The 23,798-nt window shown below is 60.3% G+C and carries 19 protein-coding genes; 7 read left to right on the top strand and 12 right to left on the bottom strand.

The genetic code is table 11. The annotated features are described in order from the left end of the window. The first annotated feature begins 18 nt into the window (after positions 1-18). From HUU46_07110 to HUU46_07100, 3 genes are all read left to right on the top strand, one after another. Positions 19-1,065 carry a TIM barrel protein gene (locus HUU46_07110; GenBank protein ID NUM53395.1) on the top strand — a complete coding sequence of 349 codons (1,047 nt, stop codon included), beginning with the start codon at positions 19-21 and terminating at the stop codon, positions 1,063-1,065. Positions 1,066-1,157: 92 nt separating this feature from the next. After that, positions 1,158-1,529, top strand: a complete 372-nt coding sequence (locus HUU46_07105) for a GxxExxY protein (GenBank protein NUM53394.1) — start codon at positions 1,158-1,160, stop codon at positions 1,527-1,529. Positions 1,530-1,576: 47 nt separating this feature from the next. Then, the gene (locus HUU46_07100; GenBank protein NUM53393.1) at positions 1,577-2,725 is read left to right on the top strand and encodes a Gfo/Idh/MocA family oxidoreductase; all 1,149 of its coding nucleotides are present in this window, start codon (positions 1,577-1,579) and stop codon (positions 2,723-2,725) included. 55 nt (positions 2,726-2,780) lie between these two features. On the opposite strand, the gene HUU46_07095 is transcribed toward HUU46_07100, so the two are convergent. The 8 genes from HUU46_07095 to HUU46_07060 form a co-directional block, all read right to left on the bottom strand. Then, entirely contained in the window at positions 2,781-5,117 is a 2,337-nt protein-coding gene (locus tag HUU46_07095) for a hypothetical protein (protein ID NUM53392.1), read from the bottom strand. A 53-nt stretch (positions 5,118-5,170) separates the two neighbouring features. Further along, on the bottom strand, positions 5,171-6,601 hold the full coding sequence (locus tag HUU46_07090) for a neutral/alkaline non-lysosomal ceramidase N-terminal domain-containing protein (GenBank protein ID NUM53391.1): 1,431 nt from the start codon (positions 6,599-6,601) through the stop codon (positions 5,171-5,173). A 44-nt stretch (positions 6,602-6,645) separates the two neighbouring features. Further along, positions 6,646-7,980 carry a neutral/alkaline non-lysosomal ceramidase N-terminal domain-containing protein gene (locus HUU46_07085; protein ID NUM53390.1) on the bottom strand — a complete coding sequence of 445 codons (1,335 nt, stop codon included), beginning with the start codon at positions 7,978-7,980 and terminating at the stop codon, positions 6,646-6,648. 162 nt (positions 7,981-8,142) lie between these two features. Next, entirely contained in the window at positions 8,143-9,069 is a 927-nt protein-coding gene (locus tag HUU46_07080; protein NUM53389.1) for a fatty acid desaturase, read from the bottom strand. A 212-nt stretch (positions 9,070-9,281) separates the two neighbouring features. Further along, entirely contained in the window at positions 9,282-9,722 is a 441-nt protein-coding gene (locus tag HUU46_07075; GenBank protein ID NUM53388.1) for a GNAT family N-acetyltransferase, read from the bottom strand. 108 nt (positions 9,723-9,830) lie between these two features. Further along, positions 9,831-10,811, bottom strand: coding sequence for a tetratricopeptide repeat protein (locus HUU46_07070; GenBank protein NUM53387.1), 981 nt, complete (start codon positions 10,809-10,811; stop codon positions 9,831-9,833). A 24-nt stretch (positions 10,812-10,835) separates the two neighbouring features. Continuing rightward, positions 10,836-11,339, bottom strand: coding sequence for a hypothetical protein (locus tag HUU46_07065; GenBank protein ID NUM53386.1), 504 nt, complete (start codon positions 11,337-11,339; stop codon positions 10,836-10,838). After that, positions 11,336-11,869, bottom strand: a complete 534-nt coding sequence (locus HUU46_07060; protein ID NUM53385.1) for a hypothetical protein — start codon at positions 11,867-11,869, stop codon at positions 11,336-11,338. Before HUU46_07060 ends, HUU46_07065 begins: the two co-directional genes overlap by 4 nt. Before the next feature lie 348 nt (positions 11,870-12,217). Between HUU46_07060 and HUU46_07055 the strand changes: the two genes are divergently transcribed. Further along, positions 12,218-13,099, top strand: coding sequence for a 2OG-Fe dioxygenase family protein (locus HUU46_07055; protein ID NUM53384.1), 882 nt, complete (start codon positions 12,218-12,220; stop codon positions 13,097-13,099). A 317-nt stretch (positions 13,100-13,416) separates the two neighbouring features. Here HUU46_07055 and HUU46_07050 read toward each other — a convergent pair whose 3' ends face one another. The 4 genes from HUU46_07050 to HUU46_07035 all read right to left on the bottom strand — a co-directional run bounded on the left by HUU46_07050 (position 13,417) and on the right by HUU46_07035 (position 17,793). Continuing rightward, entirely contained in the window at positions 13,417-15,696 is a 2,280-nt protein-coding gene (locus HUU46_07050; GenBank protein NUM53383.1) for a hypothetical protein, read from the bottom strand. Positions 15,697-15,865: 169 nt separating this feature from the next. Then, positions 15,866-16,258, bottom strand: a complete 393-nt coding sequence (locus HUU46_07045) for a YraN family protein (protein ID NUM53382.1) — start codon at positions 16,256-16,258, stop codon at positions 15,866-15,868. After that, a complete protein-coding gene (locus tag HUU46_07040; GenBank protein ID NUM53381.1) occupies positions 16,255-17,076 on the bottom strand; it encodes a segregation/condensation protein A in 822 nt (273 codons plus the stop codon). The genes HUU46_07045 and HUU46_07040 overlap by 4 nt, the downstream gene beginning before the upstream one ends. 93 nt (positions 17,077-17,169) lie before the next feature. Beyond that, entirely contained in the window at positions 17,170-17,793 is a 624-nt protein-coding gene (locus tag HUU46_07035) for a class I SAM-dependent methyltransferase (protein NUM53380.1), read from the bottom strand. A 383-nt stretch (positions 17,794-18,176) separates the two neighbouring features. On the opposite strand from HUU46_07035, the gene HUU46_07030 reads away from it, so the two are divergent. The 3 genes from HUU46_07030 to HUU46_07020 form a co-directional block, all read left to right on the top strand. Further along, positions 18,177-19,139 carry an ATP-binding cassette domain-containing protein gene (locus HUU46_07030; GenBank protein NUM53379.1) on the top strand — a complete coding sequence of 321 codons (963 nt, stop codon included), beginning with the start codon at positions 18,177-18,179 and terminating at the stop codon, positions 19,137-19,139. Further along, positions 19,136-21,670, top strand: a complete 2,535-nt coding sequence (locus HUU46_07025) for a Gldg family protein (GenBank protein NUM53378.1) — start codon at positions 19,136-19,138, stop codon at positions 21,668-21,670. Before HUU46_07030 ends, HUU46_07025 begins: the two co-directional genes overlap by 4 nt. Before the next feature lie 54 nt (positions 21,671-21,724). Further along, on the top strand, positions 21,725-23,798 hold a 2,074-nt coding region (locus tag HUU46_07020), incomplete at its 3' end, for a DUF4340 domain-containing protein (GenBank protein ID NUM53377.1).

Below are 23,798 nucleotides of genomic sequence, written 5' to 3'. Positions count from 1 at the left end.
GGGTAAAGGAGAGAATTGATGAGCGCATCGAAGAACACGTATCCAAAACTTCATAACGCCGCGTGGCCGGGATTGGTCGGTAAGGGGGAAGGTTCGGAGCCGCCAATCAGTCTGGACAAAATGATCGAACTCACGACCGCCGCGGAAGTGGACGGCGTGAAGTTCGACGGTATGGACCTGTTTCTGTCGGACCCACACATCAGCATCGATATCGATGTCGACGGCGTGAAAAAGTTGGCCGACACATTCCGCTCAAAGGACCTTGCGATCGGTTCGCTGGTGGCGCCGGTGTGGCCGCCGACGGGTGGCGGTTCGACGATGGGCAGCGCGGAGGAGCGCAAGCAGTTTGTCGCGCAGGTGAAGAAGGCCTGCAACATCGGGAAGCAACTGCGCGAGCTCGGCGCGCGCCCGTATGGCGTTATCCGCATCGACTCCGCATGCGGCGTCGGCGACTGGGACGCAAACCCAACGGAAGGTACCCGCAAGATAGCCGATACGTTCCGCGAAGCGTGCGATGTGGCGGAGGGTTACGGCGAGCGCCTGGCCGCCGAAGGCGAAATCTGCTGGGGCGGTATGCACTCATGGAAGGAAATGATCAAGCTGCTCGAACTGGTTGACCGCCCGAAAACGCTCGGGTTCCAGGCGGACATGGCGCACACATTGCTCTACACGCTGGGCGCGAACGCGGAGAAGGACGCGATTCTGCCCGCAGGCTACGACTGGAAAGACAAAGGAGTGCTCGATGCGGCGTTGAAGACACTCACGGACGCGTTGCGCCCGTGGACCATCGACTTCCACATCGCGCAGAACGACGCAACGGTGTTCGGTTCGGGTTCGCACGACAAGACGGGCCGCCACTGTCTGCCGAACGATCCGAACGGCAAGTTGGACATCGTGAAGCACGCGGGCCTGTGGATGCGTGGCGCGGACGGGAAGCCGATGAAGGCGTTTCAGCATGTTTGTTGGGATGGGTGCATGTTCCCCAATGCGACCATGATGAAGCAGGAAACGTGGAACAGCATCCTGGGCGTGATGGCGAAGGTTCGCGACGCGCACGGCTGGTAAGAAAGATACGTCCACAGATTACACAGATTTGCACAGATTAAATGCGAAGAGATTGAAGAGAAAAAGAAATAGAGAAAGAAGGACGAACAACGATGGGGGATGAGAGAGACCCGCAGACGTATGCCATATTGGGCGCGTGCTATACCGTGCATGGGGTAAAAGGATGCGGGTTCCATGAGCCCGTTTATCATGAATGTTTGGCGATTGAATTTGAGTTCCTTGGGATTCCATTTATTCACGAGCAACCGTTTTCGATCGAATATAGGGAGCGGCCTTTGCAGGCGAAATACTATGGAGACTTCGTTTGCTATTCGGAAGTGTTGTTGGAATTAAAGGCGGTGGACAAATTGACGGACAAGCATGTCGCCCAAACAATCAATTATTTGAAGGCGTCCGGGCTACATCGCGCACTGCTAATTAATTTCGGCGCACCGAGTTTAGAGTTTAAGCGTTTTGTTCATTAATCTGTGTTCGTCTGTGAAATCTGTGGACGTATAGAGGGGCGATTCAAATGGCTAAGAAGAAACTGAACGTTGGCATGATCGGGTACGGCTTCATGGGGCGGGCGCATTCGAACGCGTTCCGCAAGGTGAGCAACTTTTTCGACAACGAGTACGTGCCGGTGTTGAAAACGGCGTGCGCGCGCGACGCGGAGAAGGTGAAGGCGTTTGCGGACACGTGGGGCTACGAGTCGACGGAGACGGATTGGCGCAAGCTGATCGAGCGCAAGGACATCGACGCGATTGACATCTGCGTGCCGAACAACTTGCACAAAGAAATCGCGATCGCCGCGGCGAACGCGGGCAAGATGATCCTCTGCGAGAAACCGCTTGCGATGAACGCCGCGGAAGGCGAGGAGATGTGCAAGGCCGTCGAGAAAGCGGGCGTGTTGAACACGGTCTGGTACAACTATCGGCGCGTGCCCGCGGTGACGCTTGCGAAGCAACTGATCGACGAAGGGCGCCTCGGGAAAATCTTCCATTACCGCGCGGTTTTCTTGCAAGACTGGACGATCTCAGCGGACTTGCCGCAGGGTGGCGCGGGGTTATGGCGGCTCGATGCGGCGGCGGCCGGCAGCGGCGTCACGGGCGATTTGCTTGCGCACTGCATCGACACAGCGATTTGGCTGAACGGTTCCATGAACGACGTGTCGGCGATGACAGAGACGTTCATCAAGGAACGCACGCACACGGCAACGGGCAAGAAACAGGCGGTCGGCATCGACGACGCGTGCGCGTTTCTCGCGCGCTTCAAGAACGGTTCGCTGGCCACGTTCGAGTCCACGCGGTACGCGCGCGGCCACAAGGCGCTGTACACCTTCGAGATCAACGGCGAACACGCCTCCATCCAGTGGGACCTGCACGACCTGCACCGGCTGAACTACTTCGACCACCGCGACGATTCGATTGTGCGCGGGTGGCGTTCGGTACACGTGACCGACGGCGACATGCCATATATGGGCCACTGGTGGGTGCCCGGATTGCAGATTGGCTACGAACATTCCTTCGTGCACCAGGTCGCGGACTTCCTGGCGAACGTCGCAAAGGGACAGTCCACCTCCCCCACGTTCCGCGACGCGCTCGAAACGCAGTGCGTATGCGACGCAGTATTGAACTCCGCAAAGTCGGGCAGGTGGGAAAAGGTTGCGCCGGCAAAATGATCGCGCCGACCTCCCAATCCTGACTGTGGCCGGGATTGGGAGGTCGCTTTTTCGTTCAGTTCGCCAATGCTTTCGTTCGGATCGCCGGCAAGACCTGATCGATTTCGCGCTCTAGCATCCGAAGTTTTTCGCGGATCATGTCGGCGCCGTGGGGAAATGTGTGGTCGCCGCCGTAGTACCAGTCGAGGCGGACATCCGATTCCATTACGGGGAGCGCGGTCTCTGCGTTGGCTTTTTCATCGAGCAGGACGTCACGCCAGCGCGCGAACTGTTTTTCCGCAGCTTCGAGTTGCTCCGGCGTTTTGGTTTCGCTTTCGGCTAGCGCACGCAATGCGTCGCGGAGTTGGCAGGACTCATAGAAGTTCGCGTGGGCGCGCGCCGTGTGGTAAAACCACCGAATTGCGGACGCGTCGGAATCGAACACCAGCTTGCAGCGATCGGGCACATCGGGCACTGCGGCTTCTATCTCATCTACCGCGGCCTTCAGCTTCGCTTCCATCTCGCGGTACATGCGCAGGAAGACGGGCACGTTTCCGCGCGGCGAAGTGAAGAACGTGGGGCGCGCGGGCAACCCTTCTGAATCGGACATTTCCGCCATAAAGAGATACTGGCCGTAGAACACGTCGGGCAGCTTTGCATCGGGATCGACGCACATCGGGTGCGCGGGGCCGAGATAATACGGGCCGGTGTAGTAGGGCGGAATTTCCGGTGAAAATGCGATCGCATCGGAAACGTGGCGCCACGCGTCGCGAAGGCGCGGTCCGGCTTTCGCGCCCGCAATGCGCGCGGCGAGGGCTTCGAGCGCGGCGTCCTTGCCAGGCGCGGGGTTCCACCATACCAATTGATTCATTTCCGCGGGCGGTGTGCCGTAGTTCGGACGAAACGCCGGAAACACCCATGCGCCGTCCGCGCCGCAGGAGGCGAGCGCTTCCGCGCGATCCCACCAGCGGTCCATGCAGGGTATGTGCGAGAGTCGCGGCGCCTCGAAACCGAGCTCCGGTTCGCTTTTCATGTAGATCGAAATGCCCGCTTTGCGACAGGCTTCAATCTGTTGCTTCGCGCGCTCGCCGGGGCCGATAAGGTCGATGCTGTAGTCCCAAAGATGTTTGCGCACGCCGTCGGGCTTCTCGACGTATTCGTCCTTCTCCATCTCGGTGAAGATGCCGGCGCCCGGTTTCAGTTTCGCGATGAATCCTGCCTGCGCCTTGTCCGCCGACCAGACGTGTTCGGCGGAGTACGGCCACGCGATGACTTCCGCGTTGGGATTCACGCTGCGCGCGGCCTCGGCGAGGAGGTTGCAGAGATTTGCCACGACGGTTTCCGCGCCGAGCGCCTCGCAGCGCGGGCAGTTGGTGTGGCCCTTCTCGACGCCGAACGGCCGCATGAAGCAATGGTAGAAACCCTCTCCGCCGATGATCATGACAACGCCGTCCAGGTCGGGCGCGGCCTGGAACAACTGCTTCATTGTTTCGGAGAGGAACTGTTTCATTGCGGAGTGTTCCGTGCACAACACGAACTCGCCGTCCGCTTTCCACGTGCGCGTACCGCGAAGGGTCGGATCGCGCTGAAAGATCGCATCGGTTTCCGGGAACTTCTGGCGCAGGGAGATGAAGGCATATGCCTTGAGTTTGTTCTTTTTCGCGTCTGCGACGGCCTTCGCTGAGCCTTCGAGCGCGCCGGGCTGTCGTCGCGACGCGAGTTCTGGAATCGCGTCGCTCGTCGATATGCCGTAGAGTTCGCCGCCGCCTGCAAATACGGCGTTGTAACCCATGAAGATGAGGTCGCGCGTGGCGCCGCCGTACGGAACCGCGCCCAACCGGACGCGCAGACGAGGCGAGTAATTCTGTGTGCCCAGCTCGAGAAATGGCGCCTGCCGCATGCCGATGCGCGAAACCAGTTTCACGACGCCGTCGCGCATGCCCTCCGCATCGACACCGGTGACCGCAACGCGATTCGCGGAGACTTTGATGGCAAAGCTCGCGGGCTCTTGCCCTGCCGCACCGCGATCGGAGAGTACGACCTGTTTCTCTCCCGCGTCACCTTGTTTCACGTCCACACCCATTCGGTCACGAAGAAACTCGGCCAAATGTGCTGCCATGACATTGCCGAATTCCCGATCGGTTGCATTGGAAACGATTGTCCACGCGCCGTCCAATTCCATTTCGTTCTCGCCGGGTCTCGCATCCGGATCGCGCAAGAAGCGGTTGAAGTAGTTTGAGGAGATCGCCGTATACGGCGATTTCGCGTACGCCTCCTGCGTTTCGCGTCCCAAACGCGCGCCAAGTTCGGCGAGGGTTTCGGCATGCGAAATCGGTTCCATCAGGACGAGGCACGCCACGACGATCGCGCACAACTGCGCATGTGCGACCGCGCGAATTCGTATACCTCCCATCGGTCCCATTGCTCCCATATCTCCCATCCCGCGAAGGCGCGGCCGCAAGTGCATCACTGCGCACTTCCCTTCAATTGCGCCAATAATTCAAGCGCCGTTGCCTGAATTTTGTCCGCGGCGCCGACTTCCAGATAGCTCGAGCGCGCGCGCCAAGTCTCATAGCCGCCGAGTTCGTGATGCGCCGCAGTGGGCAGGTAACCGTTGTACCCGTTTGCGAGTTCGATCGTAAATGCCGGCTTCAACGCGGAATTCGCCTTGATATCCAAGCCGATTTCGACGAATACCTCGCAGGGGACCGCAGCAATTCCCAAATCGCCAATGCGCAGCGCCTGGATCGTTACCGGCACCGTATCGGGATAATCCGCAATCAACACCGATTCCCGGGCGTAGATTTCCGGCAGCGTTTTCATTTCGCGGCCTTCGGCCTTGCGCACGATTTCCTTCGCCTCGGCCAATTCCTCCGGCGACGGTTTGCGCACGCCGAGCTGCAGTTCCTGCGTGGCGGCATCGAGCGTCACGCGATCGTGCCACTCGAGTTTCTGTGCGGCGTCGAACACGTTTTGTGCCACCTTGTCCGCCACGAATTTCATTTGCGCATACGGCGGCTGCGACTGACTCGCTTCGCGGAAATTGATGTTGTTGATGTTTCCACTGGTTCCGTTTGTCATCGCGCCGATAAACGGCGGGTCCAATTCGCGCGCACCGAGCAGTTGCTTGATACGCTCCGCGAACATGCCGAAGTAGTCCGCCGACACGGCCCCGCCATCGTTGCCGACGTAGTGCAGCGAGTAATTCGCGAGCAGGGCGATTGGCCGGTCGTCAACCCCTTTCACAAAGACGAACGGCACTTCGGGATCGGTGGGACCCGCAGGCTCGACGAGGTTTTCGCTTGCGCGCGGCGGGTTCATCTGTACCTTGTCGACCTTGCCAAACGGATTCGGCCCGATTGTTCCTTCCTTCATTTTCCAGCGGCGGTTGAACACCTGATCGGGGACGCTGCCTGCGCCCCATGCAATTTTCGCCGGCGCGAGGTTGTTGACGGCGCGGCGCACGCCGTCCGCGACCTTCACGGCAAGATACTTTTTGTATTCGGGATCGGGATCGCTCTGGAAGACGGGCGTGGCGCATGCCGCCGAATGCGTGTGCGTCGCGGAAATCAGCACGTGGTCCGGCGCGATCCCCGTCGCGGATTGGATGCGGTTTTTCGCGTCTTCGACTACTTCGCGCGGCACCATGCAACTGTCGACGATGGCGAACGCGATCTTCGTCGTCCCGTCGTCGAGCACGAGACAGCGCGCGTGGAGTTCGTCGTGCACGTGAGTCGCTATGCGGTCGTTCATATGGCCGGCAATCGAGACGCCAAGCCACGGCGTGACGTTGCTCGCGGCGGCGCCCGCGCGGAACTGGTTTGGCGCGTCCTGAGCGCCTGCCACGGCGGCGACGGTCACCGCCGCGGCGAAGAATGAGCCGGTAAGTCCGTTCACGTCTTTATCTCCACTTGCGTTGCCCACAACTACATGTCGCTCGCTTATCTGGCCGTCAGTTCGTGCACGGCTTTCATGATGTCATCCTGCACCTGCGGCGCCCAGGGGCCGTGAAATCCGTAGTAGATCATGGATTCCGCGCCCTCGTACCCGCCCTCGCGCAACACGCGCAACGACGGGATGTACGCGCACACGTCGTTTGCGTATCCGATGACGAACTGGTTGTCGTGGCCGAGTTCGTATTTGATCAGCAGGGCATAATCCACGACAACTTCGCCGCCAAGCGCGGTCATCTGCAATTCGTTTCCGAATTGCCACACCTGCACCGGGTACGGGTAGGTCGTATCCAACGCGCCATTTTCGTCGAACTGTTTCAGCAGTCGTTTCGCGCGGCGCTGGATGTAGACGTTCTGATCCTGCAACTGCTTCTCAACGTCTTCGCGCGACGGCGGCGCACTCAGGGCCAGCGGAATTTCCTTGTACGCAGCGCGCAACGCGCCCGTCACCGGTTTCATCGTGCTCCCGACAGCTTTCAAGACCGCGCCACAGAGTTCGCCACCGTACTGTTTTGCGTGCTCGACCGTGCCGCGGGGAAGCGGATTCTGGTCCGCGCCGCACCCGGAAACGAAGAGCGCGGTGGCGCCCGGCAAAGCCTGTTCGAGATACGTCTGCGCGAAGCCCGCATAATCGCCGCAGTAGAACTGCCATGAGAGCGTCGTGTTGTGGCACGCGTAACCGAACAGCACCGCTTTCGGTTTGCCGTCGGCGTTGCGCGCGAGCAACACCGGCACGTCGTGGTCCACCGGGCCGATCGGATTGAAGGCGTTCGCCATGCCGCCGAGCACGAACGCGCGCCGGTTTTTGGCGAACCCCGCCTCGCCGTGTCCCCAATGCAGCGTACACGGTTCGAGACTCGCGATGGCGGTCTCGACCGCTTTCAGTATTCTGTCCGGAAGCGTTGCGGTGTACTCAGAGATCAATGCGGCCTGCGCGTCGTCGAGACCGTACATGTCGTAGAGGCGATCGTTGGTGACGGGCCCGCTGTGCGTGTGCGACGCGGTGATGAGGAAGCGTTCGCGCGGGACGTTGTAGGCCTGTTGCACGCGATCGGCTACGGCATGCGCCAGCGTAGACGAAACGGCGACGAGATCGGTCGTGACGAGCACCGCACGAACACCCGCCGGGTCTTCGAGCGCGAGCGCTTTCGCGTAGAGATCGTGTTCCTTGCCTTCGGCGGGCGCTTTGCGCGAGGCGTACCCCGCAAGCCAGATGTTCTTCTCCGGTGTGATGACTACGCTGCCCACGCCGACTTTGTAGCCGCTGTCCGCATGCGCCACGACAGCGGCCAGTACCGCGATACAGACCATTCGACCGCGCACAATCAGTCTCCTATTGGCGTCGCCTGTGAATAGATTTGCGCCCCGCGCCACGCAGAATATCCACGCTACACAACATCGCGGGTGCGATCAACGCAGCGTGCGCCGGACGAAAAAGGAGAGGGCGGGCCGTCACAGCCCGCCCTTCGTTGCTCACGATTTTCACTAGCCTTCGACGACGGTGTCGGGATCGTCAATTGGCGGAACCGAGTCTGCCTCTGGGTTTTCCTTCGATCGCAGTTGCGACAGTCGGCCCGGCTTCACCACGTCGCGCGCGAGGCCGATCCACTGCATCATCTTGATTGTGATATAGGTCTGGTCGATTTCCCACCAACGGTGGCCGTGTGCGGCCGAACGCTGGTCGGCGTGGTGGTTGTTGTGCCATCCTTCACCGAAAGTGACGAGCGCGACCCACCACGTGTTCCTGCTGTTGTCGGTCGTCTTGTAGTTGGTGTAGCCCCAGAGGTGCGTGGCGCTGTTGACCAGCCACGTGAAATGCCACACGAGCACCGTGCGCACGCAGCAGCCCCAGATGACCAATGAAAGACCCAGTTTCCAGCCGCTGACAACGTGCCCGATAGCGTATAGGGTAATCGCGAGCGCAAGGTAAATGAAGAAGAAATACTTCTCGAGGAAGCGAATCACGCGGTCCTTATCGAGGTCTTTCGCGAAGCGCCGGATTTTGTCGTAGCAGTCGAGCTGCGGATCACGGAAGAAGTTCCACACAATGTGCGACCAGAGGAAGGTGTGCATCGGCGTATGCGGATCCGGTTCCTCGTCGGATTCTTTGTGGTGCAGGCGGTGCGTTGCGACCCAGGTGATCGGCCCGCCCTGCAAGGCGAGGCAGCCAAACAGAGTCAGGACATATTCGATGGGCTTGAACGTGCGGTAACTTCGGTGCGTCAACAGGCGGTGGTAGCACAGGGTAATTCCCAAACCGCCGGTCACCCAGACGAGTATCAGACAGAGAAAGAAGCCGGTCCAGCTAAACGTAAACGGCGCGGCGAGCGCGAGCGCGTGAATGATGGAAATAACGACAACGGTCCCGATCTTCAACCGATCGGTGGTTACCCATGCGGGAAAACTGGCCATACTACTGCGATTCCTTTTTGTACGTGGTGCGGCGATCCAAACGGAATGGGCCCCGCGAAACTAACATTCGTAACTGTCCCAGGCGATCGCCGTCCCCCCGGACGTGCCCGCAGACTCCGAATTGCGGGCAACCTGCACGGACCTTCGACGCAAAGTATACACGACGCGGCCCCAAAAGTCGCCCACGCAGTGGCAGCAGCAACGGCGCGCGGCTAGGAACCGGGTTGACCGTAGCGAATCATGAATCGCTCGACGTACTTCGGCGGCTCCCAACCATATCGTTCGTACAAGCCGTGGGCGTCGCGTGTCCCAAGCATAAAGAGTCGTATGTCCCGGCAGTCGGGATGGTCGACTACGCACTGCACGAGAAACTTTCCGAGCCCTTGGCCGCGGAAATCGGGGTCAACGAACACGTCCGCGAGCCAGCCAAAGGTGCGCGTATCCGTGACGACACGCGCACATCCCACCTGCAATCCATCAAGCCCGCTGGCATACACGCCAAACGCCAACTGCGACTGCTCCCATGCTCGGCGAATTTCCTCGTATGTCCGGTCCGCGGCCCAATACGTCGTCTTCAGATACGCATAGACCCGCTCAAAATCGATGCGGTTTCGGTCCGTATCGACAGCAAATGCGCCATTGACCCACTGCATGCGATTTCCTCCCGTGCCTGTTTTGTCTCCCACGGAAGATGCGCACCTGCGAAAGAAACGGGCGAGCGGCGCGAGCCGCTCGCCCGGAATGTCTCGTCTGACGCGCCGCTACTGCGCAGGTGCGGGCGCGGAATCCGCCGGCGCGGCCGTTTCGGCCGGTGCAGCCGCTTCGGTTTCGATGCCGGGCACGTTCAGTTTGAGGTCCGGTTTGCCGTCGGCCGGCATTTCCAGCGTTCCGTCCGCACCGGGGACATCGAGCTTCACGTCAAGGCCCGGTACAGTCGCGGGCGACGCAGCAGGCGCTTCGCCTGGCGCAGGCATTTCGGGCGCGGCGGCGTCACCCACTACGGGGGCCACGGGCGCGGCAGTCTCGATCTTCGGAAACAACTCCGGATTCGACCTCTCGAGGCGCGCCAAAGCGGCGCGCGCCTCTTCGTCTATGGTCGAACCGGGAAAGACCTGCATCTGCTCGCGGTACGCGGCGACCGCTTCGGCCAGGTTGCCGCGCCGTTCCTCGAGCTTCGCAATGTTCAACGGCTGGCGGCGGGCGGCGAAGCTCGTGGACCAGGAGTCGCGTACCTCTTTGTAGTACGTCAGCGCGGCGTCATAGTCCTTTGCGTTTTCCGCGATGTTGCCGAGGCCCTCGACGGCGTCTGCTGTATAAGGCGATTCCTTGAAGTCGGAGCGCATGCGCTCGAACGCGGCTTTCGCCTTGTCGTACTCCCCGGCGCGATACGCGATCTCGCCGGTCATGTACACGACCTCGTCATTCTGCTTGCCGGCGGCGTCCGACAGCGGCACGAGCGCGGCCAACTTGTCCGCGGTTTCCTCTTTGTCCAGCGCCTGCGCGTACGCGGTCACGAGGTCCCTGCGGTTCGACACGGCATTTGCGCGGTACAAGTAACCCGCAAGCAAACACACCAGGAGGAACGCAGCGATTCCGCCATATACCAGCGGCCGCTCCTTCACGTCCTGCAACAGTTGTGTGATGTCGTCCTGCTTGCCTTTGTCGTCGAACAGCGATTTAACGGTTTTTTTGCCCGCCGCCGATGCCGGCGCGTTCTTCTGCGTTTTCGTCTGGACTGCCATTACGTACACCTACTCCGTCGTCGATTAAAAGACCCGGCCCCACTCGACGATCATCCACTTGTTGTCGATCTTTTCGAGGTATATGTTCATTTGCCCGCGCAACTCGATGGGCCGGTTCTCGTTCGGGTTGAACGGTTCCGCGCGCGTACCAAACGTCTCGACCGCGCGCGCGCGGTCGCCTTGCACAATCACCTTCGGGCGGACCCGCGTGATCTGAATCAACTTGTAGCCGCGAAACAGTTCCGTCAGGTACCGCTCGATCGCGGCATAATCCCGGCCTTCGTCGTCGCGGTACGTCTTCGATACGTGCGCCAATACTTTGTAGATGCGCCGCGACTGCATGCCACGGTGGACATCTTCGAGTACGCTGACGATTTGCTCCTCGTCGCTCGGCCCTTGCGTCGTAACGCCCGGGATTTCGACCGGAATTCGGTTAATGCAGCCGCGGGGACTCAACGCGGCGGCAACCAGCAACGGTATCCATATGCCGTACCGCGCGAATGCCGCCGACCGCAGCCACAACATCATTGCCCGCTGTCCGGCGTCACCGTCAGCCAGAGTTGGCGGCCCTTTGTCGGGCCCAGATCGCGAACGATCACCGTGAGCCGCTTGCCCGCCTTCACAAACTGCAATTCCTGCCCGCCCGCCTGGATATTGCTGATCAACTTCCAGCCGCCGGCGGACGTTTCGTTAATATAGAATTGCGCCAACTCGTTCACCGTCGACCGGGTCGTATAGACCATCCGCCCGATCTGGAGGTTCTTGTCCTCGTACACGAACGTCTTGTCCGCATCTTCTTTCGCGCCTATCGGCAGCGGTACGTCCGCGAACCGTTGCGACGGCGAAATCGCCAGGCCCGGCTCGGGCGGCGGACCGGTCTCGGCGGCGGGCGGAGGCGGTGGCGCCGTATCGCCCGGCGGCATTTCCGCCGGCGGCGGCGTCGAACTCCGTTGGAACGGGTTCTGCATCGTGGTGCAGGCGCTAAGGGCAATGCTCAAGCCCGCCAGGACCACCGCACCGGTCACGTGCAAACGCTTCGATCGCAGCAAAAAATGCATCGCCTTCTCCCTTACCCTCGGGCACAAACCGGCCCATGAACACCGCCTCTGCGTGTGTTATCTGCGGCGCTGCAAGAAAGTTCCACCAAACGCTTTAGGATAGCGATCACGCGGGGCGAAGGTCAAGGCAGGGAGCGCGTGGGTTTGGATAGGCCGAACCCGCTCAGAAGAAGTGTTGGACATTCTTAACAAGTCTGTGACACAACGATTCCGTCGATCCTGATTCATTTCGTTTGCACGCCCCGGCGTGAGCCCCGGTGCGCGGTATAATACGTACGTATGGGCGCCGCATCGACGCCTGCGGGGCCGATAACGGGACAGCGCCGGCGACGTCGCATAGTGCAAGCCATGGTGACATACGCATTAACGGAAGAGGACCTGTCCCAACGTCTCGGCATTGCCATTGACGATCCCATTCGCCTCTTCTCTTTTGACAAATCCCGTGAATTGATTGACGCGATTGACGGCACGTACGCCGAACTTCCGTGGGACATATACGACGTGCGGCACCGGCAGATCGAGATACTCCTCGCGTACCACCCCCACCAATCGGAAGAATTGTCCGAGTCATGCGACGCATTCTATTCCGGCGCGATCGGAATGGAACCGCTGGTCCCGTTTTTTGACGCCGTTCCGGCGGGGGCACGGAGGAGTTTTGATTCGATCCTTCCCTTTCGCAGGCGCGCGATTGCCGAATACCGCGTGACGCGCGACGGCGGAAGCTGGTCGGTGTCGCAACAGCCGGCGCGGTCGTTCAGCATGGACGTACAGGACTACCGCCGGCTTCCGCGCGTCTTCGCGCCGATGCAGGTGACCGCAGATACGTGCAGATCGTTCAAGCTATTACTGGTCGATATCGCGGACATGGTTGCCGAGACGCGCGAAAACGTCCGAAACCTTCGGATGACCATTCACCAGATTTCAACGGTCGCACGAACCGATTTCACCGCGACGAACGCGCCGGAAGGAATCCACCAGGACGGCGTCGATTTCGTCGTCACCGCGTTGGTGATATCGCGCAACAACGTCATCGGCGGCGTCAGCCAACTGTTCGGTCCCGACCGCAAGACGCTGTGGTACGAGCACGTTGTCCAACCTGGCGAAGGCATATTCCACGCCGACGCCGGTTCCCCCATCTGGCATCTCGTGACGCCCATCGCCGTTTCCGATCCCGCGATGTCGCAGGAAGCGACCCGCAACATCCTCGGGTTCGACATCGCACTTATCTAGGCACTGCGTGCTGCGCCTGGACGACGGGCCGTTCCGAATCTGTTACGCGTCGCGCAAAGCGGCGCCCTTCGAGAACAAATACGTCGCAATTTACACCGCGCGGTGGGATAGACAGAACGGCACCAGGTAATCTGAAGCGCGGTAAGAATAGTACCTGTCTTCCTTTTCGTCCGGTTAAATGTAAACTTCCCCGCCACCCCCAGCATATGCGCGAAAGCCCAGCGGCGTGCGATCGAACCGAACGCACCGGTCCCACCAGGGGCTGCACAAACGACTTCGTTACAGCAAACCGAATTCGGGTCCCCGAGCGGCCCGATTCAAATCCGGGTGAGCGTCGCAAACACGGGGCCGGCGGGAGGATAGGAAAGTTCCAAAAGATCGTTGTTCACAATATGGACGTTGAGGTGGCCGGAGCCGGTGTATACGGTCGTCAACTCGCCCGAGTCCGGACCGGTTTGAATCCATTCGTATGGGTATGACGAACAGTTTTCGGGGTCATATGTTACACAAATATCCATGCTTCCATCCGCAAAGAACTTATAAATTAGGGTAGAGTCAACCACCCAGGTACCGACTATGTCGAAGATACCCGGTCCAACTGTGAAATCCTCGTCGGATATGTCGAAAAAGACATTACCGATCGCCTCGATTTTAATTCGCCCCCCAGCGGTCTCCACGTCGGGAATCGTAACCTTTTGCTTCCCGTCGTTCGGCGTGCTGGATTTAAGGATTGTCGGGAACGAGTGACCGCCGTCTTCCGAAAAGAGTATTTTCACGTCCGCCGCGTCAATAGGCGCCGCGTCTGTTCCCGCGACATTCCACCGAATGTTTCGTTTAACTCCGCCTTCGAAGGTTTCCGCCCCATTCGGAAACGTCACGCGAAACGGACCCGCCGCCGACGCCACGGTTAACCTCGTCTCGTCCGTCGCAAACCCGCCGGTAAGGTCCCGCGCGACGATTACGAACTTCATCGTTCGCGATAGCGAGGGCAAAAGCTCTTCGAGCGTATTGGCGCCCGAGATGATGTTCGCCAGTTCAGGGAACGTGCGCTCATTGTTAATCGTCGGGAGAAAGCACCGGAACAAGGGGCTTTTGCCGTTGTCCGGGTCTGTCAACGCTTGTTTGGGGCCCTTGTCACGCTCTTCCCAGGCGTATGAGACCAAATCACCGTCCGGATCCGATCCTTGGGCAGTCAAGGTAAACGGCGTTCCCTTCGGAATGGTGAAGTCGGGGCCGGCGCTCACCGTGGGAGGCGAATTATTTGATGATGCATTTGCCGAGCACGTGTTGGTTGTAAGGAAACCGGATATTTGTTCGAGGCTCGCCGAATGAAAGTTATTATTGTCAATAACCCCCTGCAGATTGTCGACGCCGCAACTGCCAAAATAGCTCATAATCGTACTGCCGCTGCCACGCTCGAACGCGGTGGGTCCATTCCTGCTGCCGTTGCCGCACCCCCCAGCGGTGCTATTGAATGTGTGTGTCGCGCCTAATTGGTGCCCAAGCTCATGGCACACGACTGAGATAAAGATGGGGTCGGCAGTAGGGCTTGGCGAGCCGGAGCATCCTCGCGCTTTCTGATTCGAATTGCACGCTACCCCTACGGCGGCCCTGCCGCCAGGAGCGGTGGCGTACGTATGGCCGATATCATAATTGGCATCGCCGATGGTGGCCTGGATGTGCGCTTGCGATTCGTCGATCAGGACGCTTGTGTCCAAATTCCCGGCAAACGGATCGGTCGCCGGATCGGTAAAAATAAGTTGGCCGACTTGTCCAACGAGAACAAATCGCACCCCGAGATTGCCCTCGAATATGGCATCCACGAAGTTCTGCATCGTGGTAATCGCCGCCAGTACGTTTACGATATCGTCATCGCTTGTGGCCCCGTGGAAATTCGCATATTCTCCGGTGCAAGCCACCGCGAGGCGGAAAGTCCGCAGCATGCCCCCAAAACTGATCTTCGCGCCGCTGATGGTTTCCGCGCGCGCCGATCCATCCTCAACGCCGCACGTGAATTCATTCCCGTCCGATGGATAGTCGGACGCGCGGTAGGAGAGGTAAGCGCCTTCCTTCTCGCCAGGTCCGATGTAAACGTCGCCTCCCCCGCGTATCAGCGCGTGGAATCCCTGAGGCGTGCGATCAAAACGAACGTACCGGTTCGAGCCGTCCAGCGCGTTTCCAAGATACGTGCGGATTTCCGGGTACTGGTCGGCGAGTTCGGGTTCCATGATTGGCGATTCGACGAAGCTGAACGGCACATCCGTGCCGTCCGGCATCGGGAGCCAGATTATGGAGTCGCTGTGGTCGCTCTTCATGGGGTGATCGGGCTCTTCGAGCGGCGCGGAATTGAGCGCCTTATGGAGAAGGTAATCGTCCAACAACAGCGCGCGGTACGTGAGCGGCCGGACAAAGCCGTTTTGCTGCGCCGCGCGTTTGGGTAGCGCGTCGAGGTCGTCGTCGTCCAAGGTCAAGAAGATACCGTCCGGCGTCTCTCGCGGCTGCGTGGCGATTGCCGCCAAAGCCGCATCGGCGAATACGCACGAAAGGGCCCCGAATACGGACAAACGTACGGACAGCCCCAGCGGAAACTTGCCCATTACACTTCTCCCGGCGGAGATACTGCGCCTTGCCCTGCGGCCAGAAGCATATCACACATAGCTGCGCATTGCGTCAGATTCTTTACACGAGGCTGGGTTCGCCGTGCTTGACCCGACGTGCCGGCACGTATCTGGCCCGAGTCTCCTTGTGCGGCAGGTGATTGCGGCGTCACTCGGGCCGAAACGCGTCGCGCAGTATCGTGACGTGCGGGTTGCCGTCATCGGGCAAAACGACTGACACGATGTCGTAGCGATAGTAAGTTTCGGGATCATTGTGGCGCGAGATGTAGATCGCCGCGGCGCGGCGGATGTGCTGTTGTTTCGTGGGCGTGACGTTCGCCTCGGGTTCGAGGAAGGAATTCGAGCGGCGGGTTTTGACTTCGACGAACGCGATGGTGTCACCTTCGCGGGCGATAATATCGATCTCGAATTTGCCGAGTTTCGCGTTGCGTTCGAGGATTCGGTAGCCCGCGCGCCTGAGGTGTTTGGCGGCGAGGTCTTCGCCGCGCTGGCCGAGGGGTTTCGGCGCGCGCCTGCGCCAGAACCGCCACGGGAAGATCACGCGGGCTCGGCCTCGAGCGCCGGCCGCGGCTCCGCCGGGAACAGCCGGATTTCCTCGAACGAATGGTGCTGGTGCGCCCGGATGCGGCCCATGCGGCACAGTTCGAGAATCGCGAGGAAACAACACACCAACTCGACGCGCGACCGGCATTCCTTGAACAGCTCCGTCCACGCGACGCTGCCCTCCCGCGCCAGACGTTCTTCGATGTACTCGACCTTCTCGTCCACCGACGCGCCTTCGCCCGCTATCGTGTGGATGTTGTCCTCGGTGAAGTACCGCAAAACGCCCTTGAACGCGGTCACAAGATCGTACAGCGTGACCTCGAGCATTTCCTCTTCTTCCTCGGGCGGCAGGTCGAGCGCGGGTTTCGTGCTGCGCGCGAACAGGCGTTCTCGCTCGGACTCGAGAAATTGCAGCCGCTCGGCCACGTCGCGGTACCGGCGGTATTCGAGCAGCTTCTCCACCAGTTCCATGCGCGGGTCTTCGTCCTCGAACTCCTCGTCCTCCGCCGTCTCAACGTCCGGCGGGAGCAGCATCTTCGACTTGATCTGGATCAGCGTCGCCGCCATGACAAGGAAGTCGCCGGTCACCTCGAGGTTCTCCTCGCTCATCACCTCGATGAACCGCAGGAACTGTTCCGTCACCTTCACGATCGGAATGTCGAAGATGTCGATCTCCTGCGACTTGATGAGGTACAGAAGGACCTCGAGCGGCCCCTCGAACTTCTCGAGGTGCAGTCGCAGGACCTCGTCCGTCGCTTCATCGACAATGAACGGTTCGTCTACGCCAATCGGAGCTGTATCTTTCGCGTCAGCCATGCAATTCCCCACCAAGTGATCCGCCGGATCGTATTGGTTTTGCGCCGCGCGCGCAAGTGTGCGGCGCGGGTTCCACGCAAAATGCGCTTGGTGTCATTTTCGAATCCAAATTCCGGTATCGGTGACGCCGCTCGAGAACCGTTGCATATCCCATGTGGCAAGTTGTCGAAACGCCGATTGCCACTCGGGCGTCGGTGGTTCGGAACCCGACGGAAGGGCGAGCGGGGCACGCGATTCGGAAGGCATGTATCGGTGAACATCGTCGATGATCAATATCCCCCCGGCGCGGACCTTTGGCATCGCGGCGAGCGCACAGGAATCGCGCAGGGCTGACAGACCGTCTACCAGCACGAAGTCAAGTGACGCATCCTCGACTTCTGCGATAGCATCTATATACGCCAACGGGTTTGAATCCGTTACCACAACGAACCGATGCTCGACACCGCCGCACGAGTTCGCGCGGAGCTTTTGTTGCACACGACGGAACCATTTCTCGTCATGCTCGATGCTCGTCAGGCGCGCCGCTCGCCGCGAGAACCACACCGTGCTGCGACCCGAGCCCCATTCGAATCCCGTGTGATGGGGCTGAATCCACGCATCGAGAAAACACACGGCACCAGGGGCCAGCCACGGTGCGCCAGGGTGAGTAAGCGTGTACGCGAACAACCGCAAACGGTCGTGCGCGTAGCGGGGAGTCCAGTGTGCGAATTGTTTCATGGAAATCCTAGTAACATTGACCGCGTAACGGCTATACCTCCCGCGCTTGAAGATACACTGTCCGGTCCGTTCGCGAGTGTCAATCAATCTGTTGCGAAGAGCGCGGAGCACCCACTTATACCTGAAAACAGCAACCATCCACTTTGGCTAACCTCATTTGGGCGATTATCGTGCATATTTCTACGGTATTGCTTCGCGCCGTTAAGCCCTTGACGTTCAATGAACTAGACTGATAGGCTATCGACCTTTCCGGGCTTTCGTGCGTGCGGCACGGACTTTGCTCCTCGCGGGCGGGGAATACCGTCGAGCGAATGGCACACGTTTGTCCAATCCGCCGCGGTGGCCGGTATTCCACATCACACCGAAATTGCAGGAGAGGAAGGATGATCAGAGCCGAGAGCCTGTCGATGCATTACGGCCCGGTCCAGGCGCTGCGCAATGTATCGTTCGAGGTGAAGAAGGGGGAGATTGTCGGCCTCCTGGGCCCGAACGGGGCCGGCAAATCGACCACGATGAAAATCCTCACGACCTATCTGCACCCGTCGAAAGGGACGGCGAAGGTCGGCGGGATTGACGTACTCGAGAACCCACTGGGCGTGCGCAAAATTATCGGGTACCTGCCTGAAATCTTGCCGCTGTACATGGACATGGAAGTCAAGGGCTACCTCAACTTCGTGGGCAAAGCGCGCGGGTTGAGCGGCGCCCGGTTGCGCGAGCGGACGGACGTCGTGCTCGAAGCGTGCGGCCTGCGGCATATGTACCGCAAGGTGGTGCGCGAACTCTCGAAGGGCTACAAGCAGCGCACGGCACTGGCGCAGGCGCTGATTCACGATCCCGAGATTATCATCCTCGACGAGCCGACCTCCGGCCTCGACCCGCACCAGATTGTCGAAATCCGGCAGCTCATCAAAAGCCTCGCGCACGGCAAGACGGTCATCCTTTCGACGCACATCCTGCAAGAGGTCGAGGCGACCGCCGACCGTATCGTCATCATCAGCCAGGGCCGCATCGTCGGTGACGGCACGCTCGAAGAGTTGCGCGACATGGCGACCAGCGAAGAGCGCACGCGCGTGTCCGTTCTCGGAAAACGCGAGGATACCGAGCGCCTGCTGTCCGGCATCGAAGGTTCGCGCAAGGTGGACTTTGTCGGCGAAGACGACGGCTTTGCGACGTTTGTCCTGCACGGCAGGCCTGGTTCGCACCTCTGGCGCGAAGTGGGCAAGTTGGCGCGCATGAAGAACTGGGAACTGCGCGAACTCACCGACCGACCGCTCACCCTCGAGGAAACTTTCCTGAAATTGACCGAGAAGGCCGAAGGCGCGGCCACGACGGGAGCGCAGTCATGAGCAATATCCGCACGATAATCCGGCGCGATCTGGGGGCGTACTTCACCTCGCCGATCGGCTACATCTTCATCATCGTGTTCCTCGCGATCAGCGTGGGCCTCTACATCACCTCGTTCTTCACCTTCCCCATCGCGGACATGCGGTCCTACTTCGGCAACCTGCCGTTGATGCTCTGCATCTTCGTCCCCGCGATCACCATGCGCGTGTGGGCCGAAGAACGCAAGGAAAACACCTGGGAAATGCTCCTGACCTTCCCCATGCGCGCGTGGGAACTGGTCATCGGAAAGTTCCTCGCGACGTTTGTCTTCTTCGCGATCACGCTCGCGTGCACGTTCACGGTGCCGCTGATGCTCGTCGTTCTCGGCAATCCGGATAACGGCGCGATCTTCGGCGGATACCTCGGCACCCTTCTGCTCGGCGCGTTCTTCCTGTCGATCGGCATTTTCTTTTCCGGGTTCTGCCGCGACCAGATCGTCGCGTTCGTCGTCTCGCTGCTTGCGTGCTTCACGATCTTCCTGTTGGGCACGAACTTCATCGCGTCGTACCTGGACGATCTGCTGCCGAACCTCGGCTCGTCCCTAAGCACGCTCATCGGAATGGTCGATCATTACAACACATTCACTCGCGGCGTGCTCGAACTTGTGGATATCGTCTACTTCGTCATATGGACGGTGATGTTCCTCGTGCTGAACATCATGTTCATCGAACAGCGCAACCGACCGGGCGCGCGCACCGCGTACGCGACCGCGGTCGCGCTGTGTTTCGGCATCGGCTTGGCGTTCAACTGGCTTGTTACGGACATGAGTCTCGTGCGCGTGGACATGACCGAGGACAAGAGCTACACAATTTCCCCCGCGACGAAGACCATCCTGTCGCAACTCGAATCGCCCGCGCAGATAAAGCTCTATATCTCGCCGAAGGAGGACATGCCGACGGCGTTGAAAACACTCGAACAGGACATTTCGGACAAATTGGCGGAGTTGCAGATCGCGTCGAACGGCAAAGTCGAATTCACGCCGGTGTACTTGAAAGCGGCCAACGTGCTCGCGTCGCAGGAAGACCTCGTCGACGAAGACGGCGAGGAGAAGAAAGAGGCCGAGAAAAGCGACGCCGAGAAGCTCGAGAAACGCATGCTCAGCAAGGGCGTCCAGCCGTTCATGGTGCAGGCGATGATCAACAACGAAGTGTCTCAGAAGCCCGTCTATTCGAGCATCGGCGTGGGCTACCGCGACGCGAAGGAAGAGATCATCCCGCAGGTCATGCCGGAATCGTTGCAGGAACTCGAATACCGTCTCGTCAACACGATCTACAAGATTTCCCGCACGGAGCCGGCAACAGTCGCGTTGGTCGCGCCGAAGGAAGCGGTAAACATTCCGCCGCAACTCCGGCAACTTTACATGCAGATGGGCCAGCCTATACCGGAAAGCGAAGACCCCTACGAATATTGCCAGCGCCTGCTCGAACAGGAGAAATACAAGGTCGAGCGCGTCGAACTGAATCAACAGAGCCCGTTGCCGGAGAAGTACGACACGCTCGTTGTCATCAACCCGCGCGAGTTCAACGACCGGCAGAAATGGGAAGTCAGCCGCGCGCTGGCGTCCGGCAAGAATGTGGTGATCGCGGTGCAGAACTACGAGTGGGAATACCGCGTCACGCCCGAGGGCAGCGTGAACCTCACCAAGCGCGAACAGAATCCGCAGATAAACGACCTGCTCGCGAAGTACGGTCTCGGCGTCAGCACGGATATCCTGATGGACAAGAACAAAGTGCCGTTGACCGTGCGCAGCGGCAACCCCCTCGAACAGTTGATGGGCGGCGGCACTACGCTGAACCTCCCAATGCACATGCTCATCAACAACACGACGATGAACCAGGAAGCGCCGATGACCAACCGTCTCTCGAGCATCTTCTATCTCTGGGGCACCGCACTCGATATCAACAAGGAAGAGCTCGCGAAGTACAGCCTTGAAGAGAAAACCATCATGACCACGACGGACAACGCGTGGACGATTCCGCCGGACAAGAAGCTGACGAATCAGGACATCGAGACGCCGCCGTCGGGCAAGACATATCCGCTCATGGCGCAGATCACGGGCCAATTCCCCGACGTGTACAAAGATCAGCCGCGTCCCGCGTGGCCGCCCGCGCAGCCCGCGCCGGGTATGCCGCCCCAACCGCCCGAACCGGAAACCGGCGAAGCGCCGGCGCTCACACCCGCGCCGGGCAAACTGGTGCTGCTGGGCTGTTCGCAGATGTTCAACAAAAACTTCCTGCAGCAGGGCAACCTCGAGTTGTTCCTGAACTGCGTGGACAACCTGACCTGGGGCGACGACATCGTGAGCGTGCGCGGCAGCAAGCCGATCGATCGCGCAATCGACAAGCCGTCCGACGCCCAGCGCGGGTTCTGGCAGTTTATGAACTACGCGGCCGTGAACATGTGCGTCGCAGCCATCGGCGTCGCGTCGTGGTTTACGCGCAAGCAGTCGCGCGACGCATACACCATGTCGTTCCAATCGCAGCAGAACGCATAGCGGAAATAAGTGCCGCCACGCCCGCGGGCGTGGCGTTGACGACGGAGAAATAGCATGAAACAGAAGTACGTCACGCCCCTCGCGGCGATCTTCGTGATCCTGTTCGTCCTGGTTGTCATCAAGCAGACGACCAAGCCGAAGTACAACATTACGGATCAGGTGAAACTCACCGCGTTGGTTCCCGAAGGGCTGAACAAGGCGGACATCGCCAAAATCGAAATGTACGCCGGCGGCAAGGCCGAAGAGAAAGTCACGCTGCAGCGCAGCGACGCCGACCCGAACGTCTGGTGGATTACCAGCCACTTCAACGCCCCCGCGGACCAGAAGAAGATCGAGGAATTCGTCGAAAAGGCGATTGCCCTCAAGGGCGAAGTACGCGACCGCGGCGCGGGCGATGCGACGCTCGAGTCGTACAACTTGAAAGACGAGAAGGCGTTCCACGTCAAGGGATTCAAGAAGGGCGAAGAAAGCCCCGCGGTGAACGTGCTCGTCGGCAAGGCCCCCGCAATGGAACAAGTGCTGATGCGCGCGGCCGATTCCACCGACGTCTACCTGCTTGACACCAACCTCAGACGCGAAGCCGGCGTGTACCAGGACGAGCCCGACACCGCGCCGAAGGCGGATACGTGGTTGAAGAAGGAAGTCGTCAACATCGCCAAGGACACCATCTCGAAAGTCGTCGTCACCACGCCGGACAAGCGCCTCGTCGTCGCGAAGGAAACAAAGGAAGTGCCCGTCGAAGACACGGCCGCGGCGGCCGAAGAAGCCACGACCGGCGACAAGCCCAAGGCGGGCGAACCCCTTGCCGAACGCGCCGCCAAGGAAGCGGCCCAGAAAGAGGCCGCCGAAGGCGAGACGGCCGGCGAAAAACCGGCGACGAAGACCGAAGTGAAGTGGGTGCTCGCGGAAGGCGGCACGGGGCTTGACGTAAAACAGTCCGGTGTGGAGAACCTCGCCGGGGCCTTTGCGCCAGTGACCGCGTCGGACGTTGTCGATCCCGCCAAGCTCGCGGACTGGGGCCTCGAGTCGCCTCAGTTCAGCGTCGCGATTACCGTCGAGGGCAAAGACAGCGACGTCGTCATCGAAGGCGGCCGCCCCGATCCGAATGGCGACGGCTACGTGCGCGTCGCGTCCGCAAACAAGGACGTCATCTTCAAGCTCAGCAAGTTCGCCTTCGAGAAGGTCTTTCCGAAGGGTACGGACATGTTCACGCTGAAAGGCCTCGCGCTCGACAAGGCGCAGATCGCGAAGATCGATCTCACGCAGCCCGCCGGCAACATCTCCGTCACAAAACAGGGCGAGGAATGGGTCGTCAACGCGCCTACAGCAGACCTCGAGCCGCAAACCTCGACGCTTGACGCCATCGCCAATGTGTTGTCCGCGTGGACGCCGTCGGACTACGCGGATAAGCCCGATGGCGCGGGCCTGGAAACGCCGACACACACCGCCGTCGTTTCGCTCGCATCCGGCGAACAGCACACGCTCGCGCTGGGCGCGCCGTCCAAGGGCATCGCGGGGCAATACGCACGCTTGGACAACGCCGCAAACGTGCTGGTCATGAGCAAGGGCGACGTGGACCGCGCATTCCCGCCCGCGAAAGACATCTATCAACGGCAGTTGCTCGACATCGACGAAGAAGAGATCAACAGCATCAGCGTCGAGCGTGCGTCGGATTCGTTCCAACTTGCGCGCGCCGGTGAAGATGGTTGGACACTGACCGTCGACGGCGCCACCGCCGATCCCAATACGGAAAACTGTGACGACCTCGCAATGTCTATCGCGGACCTCGAGGCGTCAGACATCGTTTTCGGCCAGCCTGATTTAACAGCCGCGCCGATCGCGACGTTGCATTGCGTGATGAAGGACGGCGCGGACCACGTGTTCCGCTTCGGCCCGGATGAGAACGGTTCCCATGCGCTCGCGCTTTCCGGCAAGGCGCAGGTTTTCCGCGTCGAGAAGCTGACCGCGGAGGAAGTGCTTGTCACCGGCGCGTCGTTGAAGAAGCCCGAACCCGCGCCCGCTCCCGCGGCGGCCGCTGACACGGTGGAGCCCGATGCGGGCACCGGCACGACGCCGGCGACGGATGCACCCGTACAAGAAGCAGCGCCAACCGCGGAACCGAGCGCCG

The sequence above is a fragment of the Candidatus Hydrogenedentota bacterium genome, from assembly GCA_013359265.1.
In the GTDB taxonomy this organism is placed as follows: Bacteria; Hydrogenedentota; Hydrogenedentia; order Hydrogenedentales; family SLHB01; genus JABWCD01.
The sequence above is the reverse complement of the archived record's forward strand: the minus strand, read 5'-3'. Positions and strand labels throughout refer to the sequence as shown.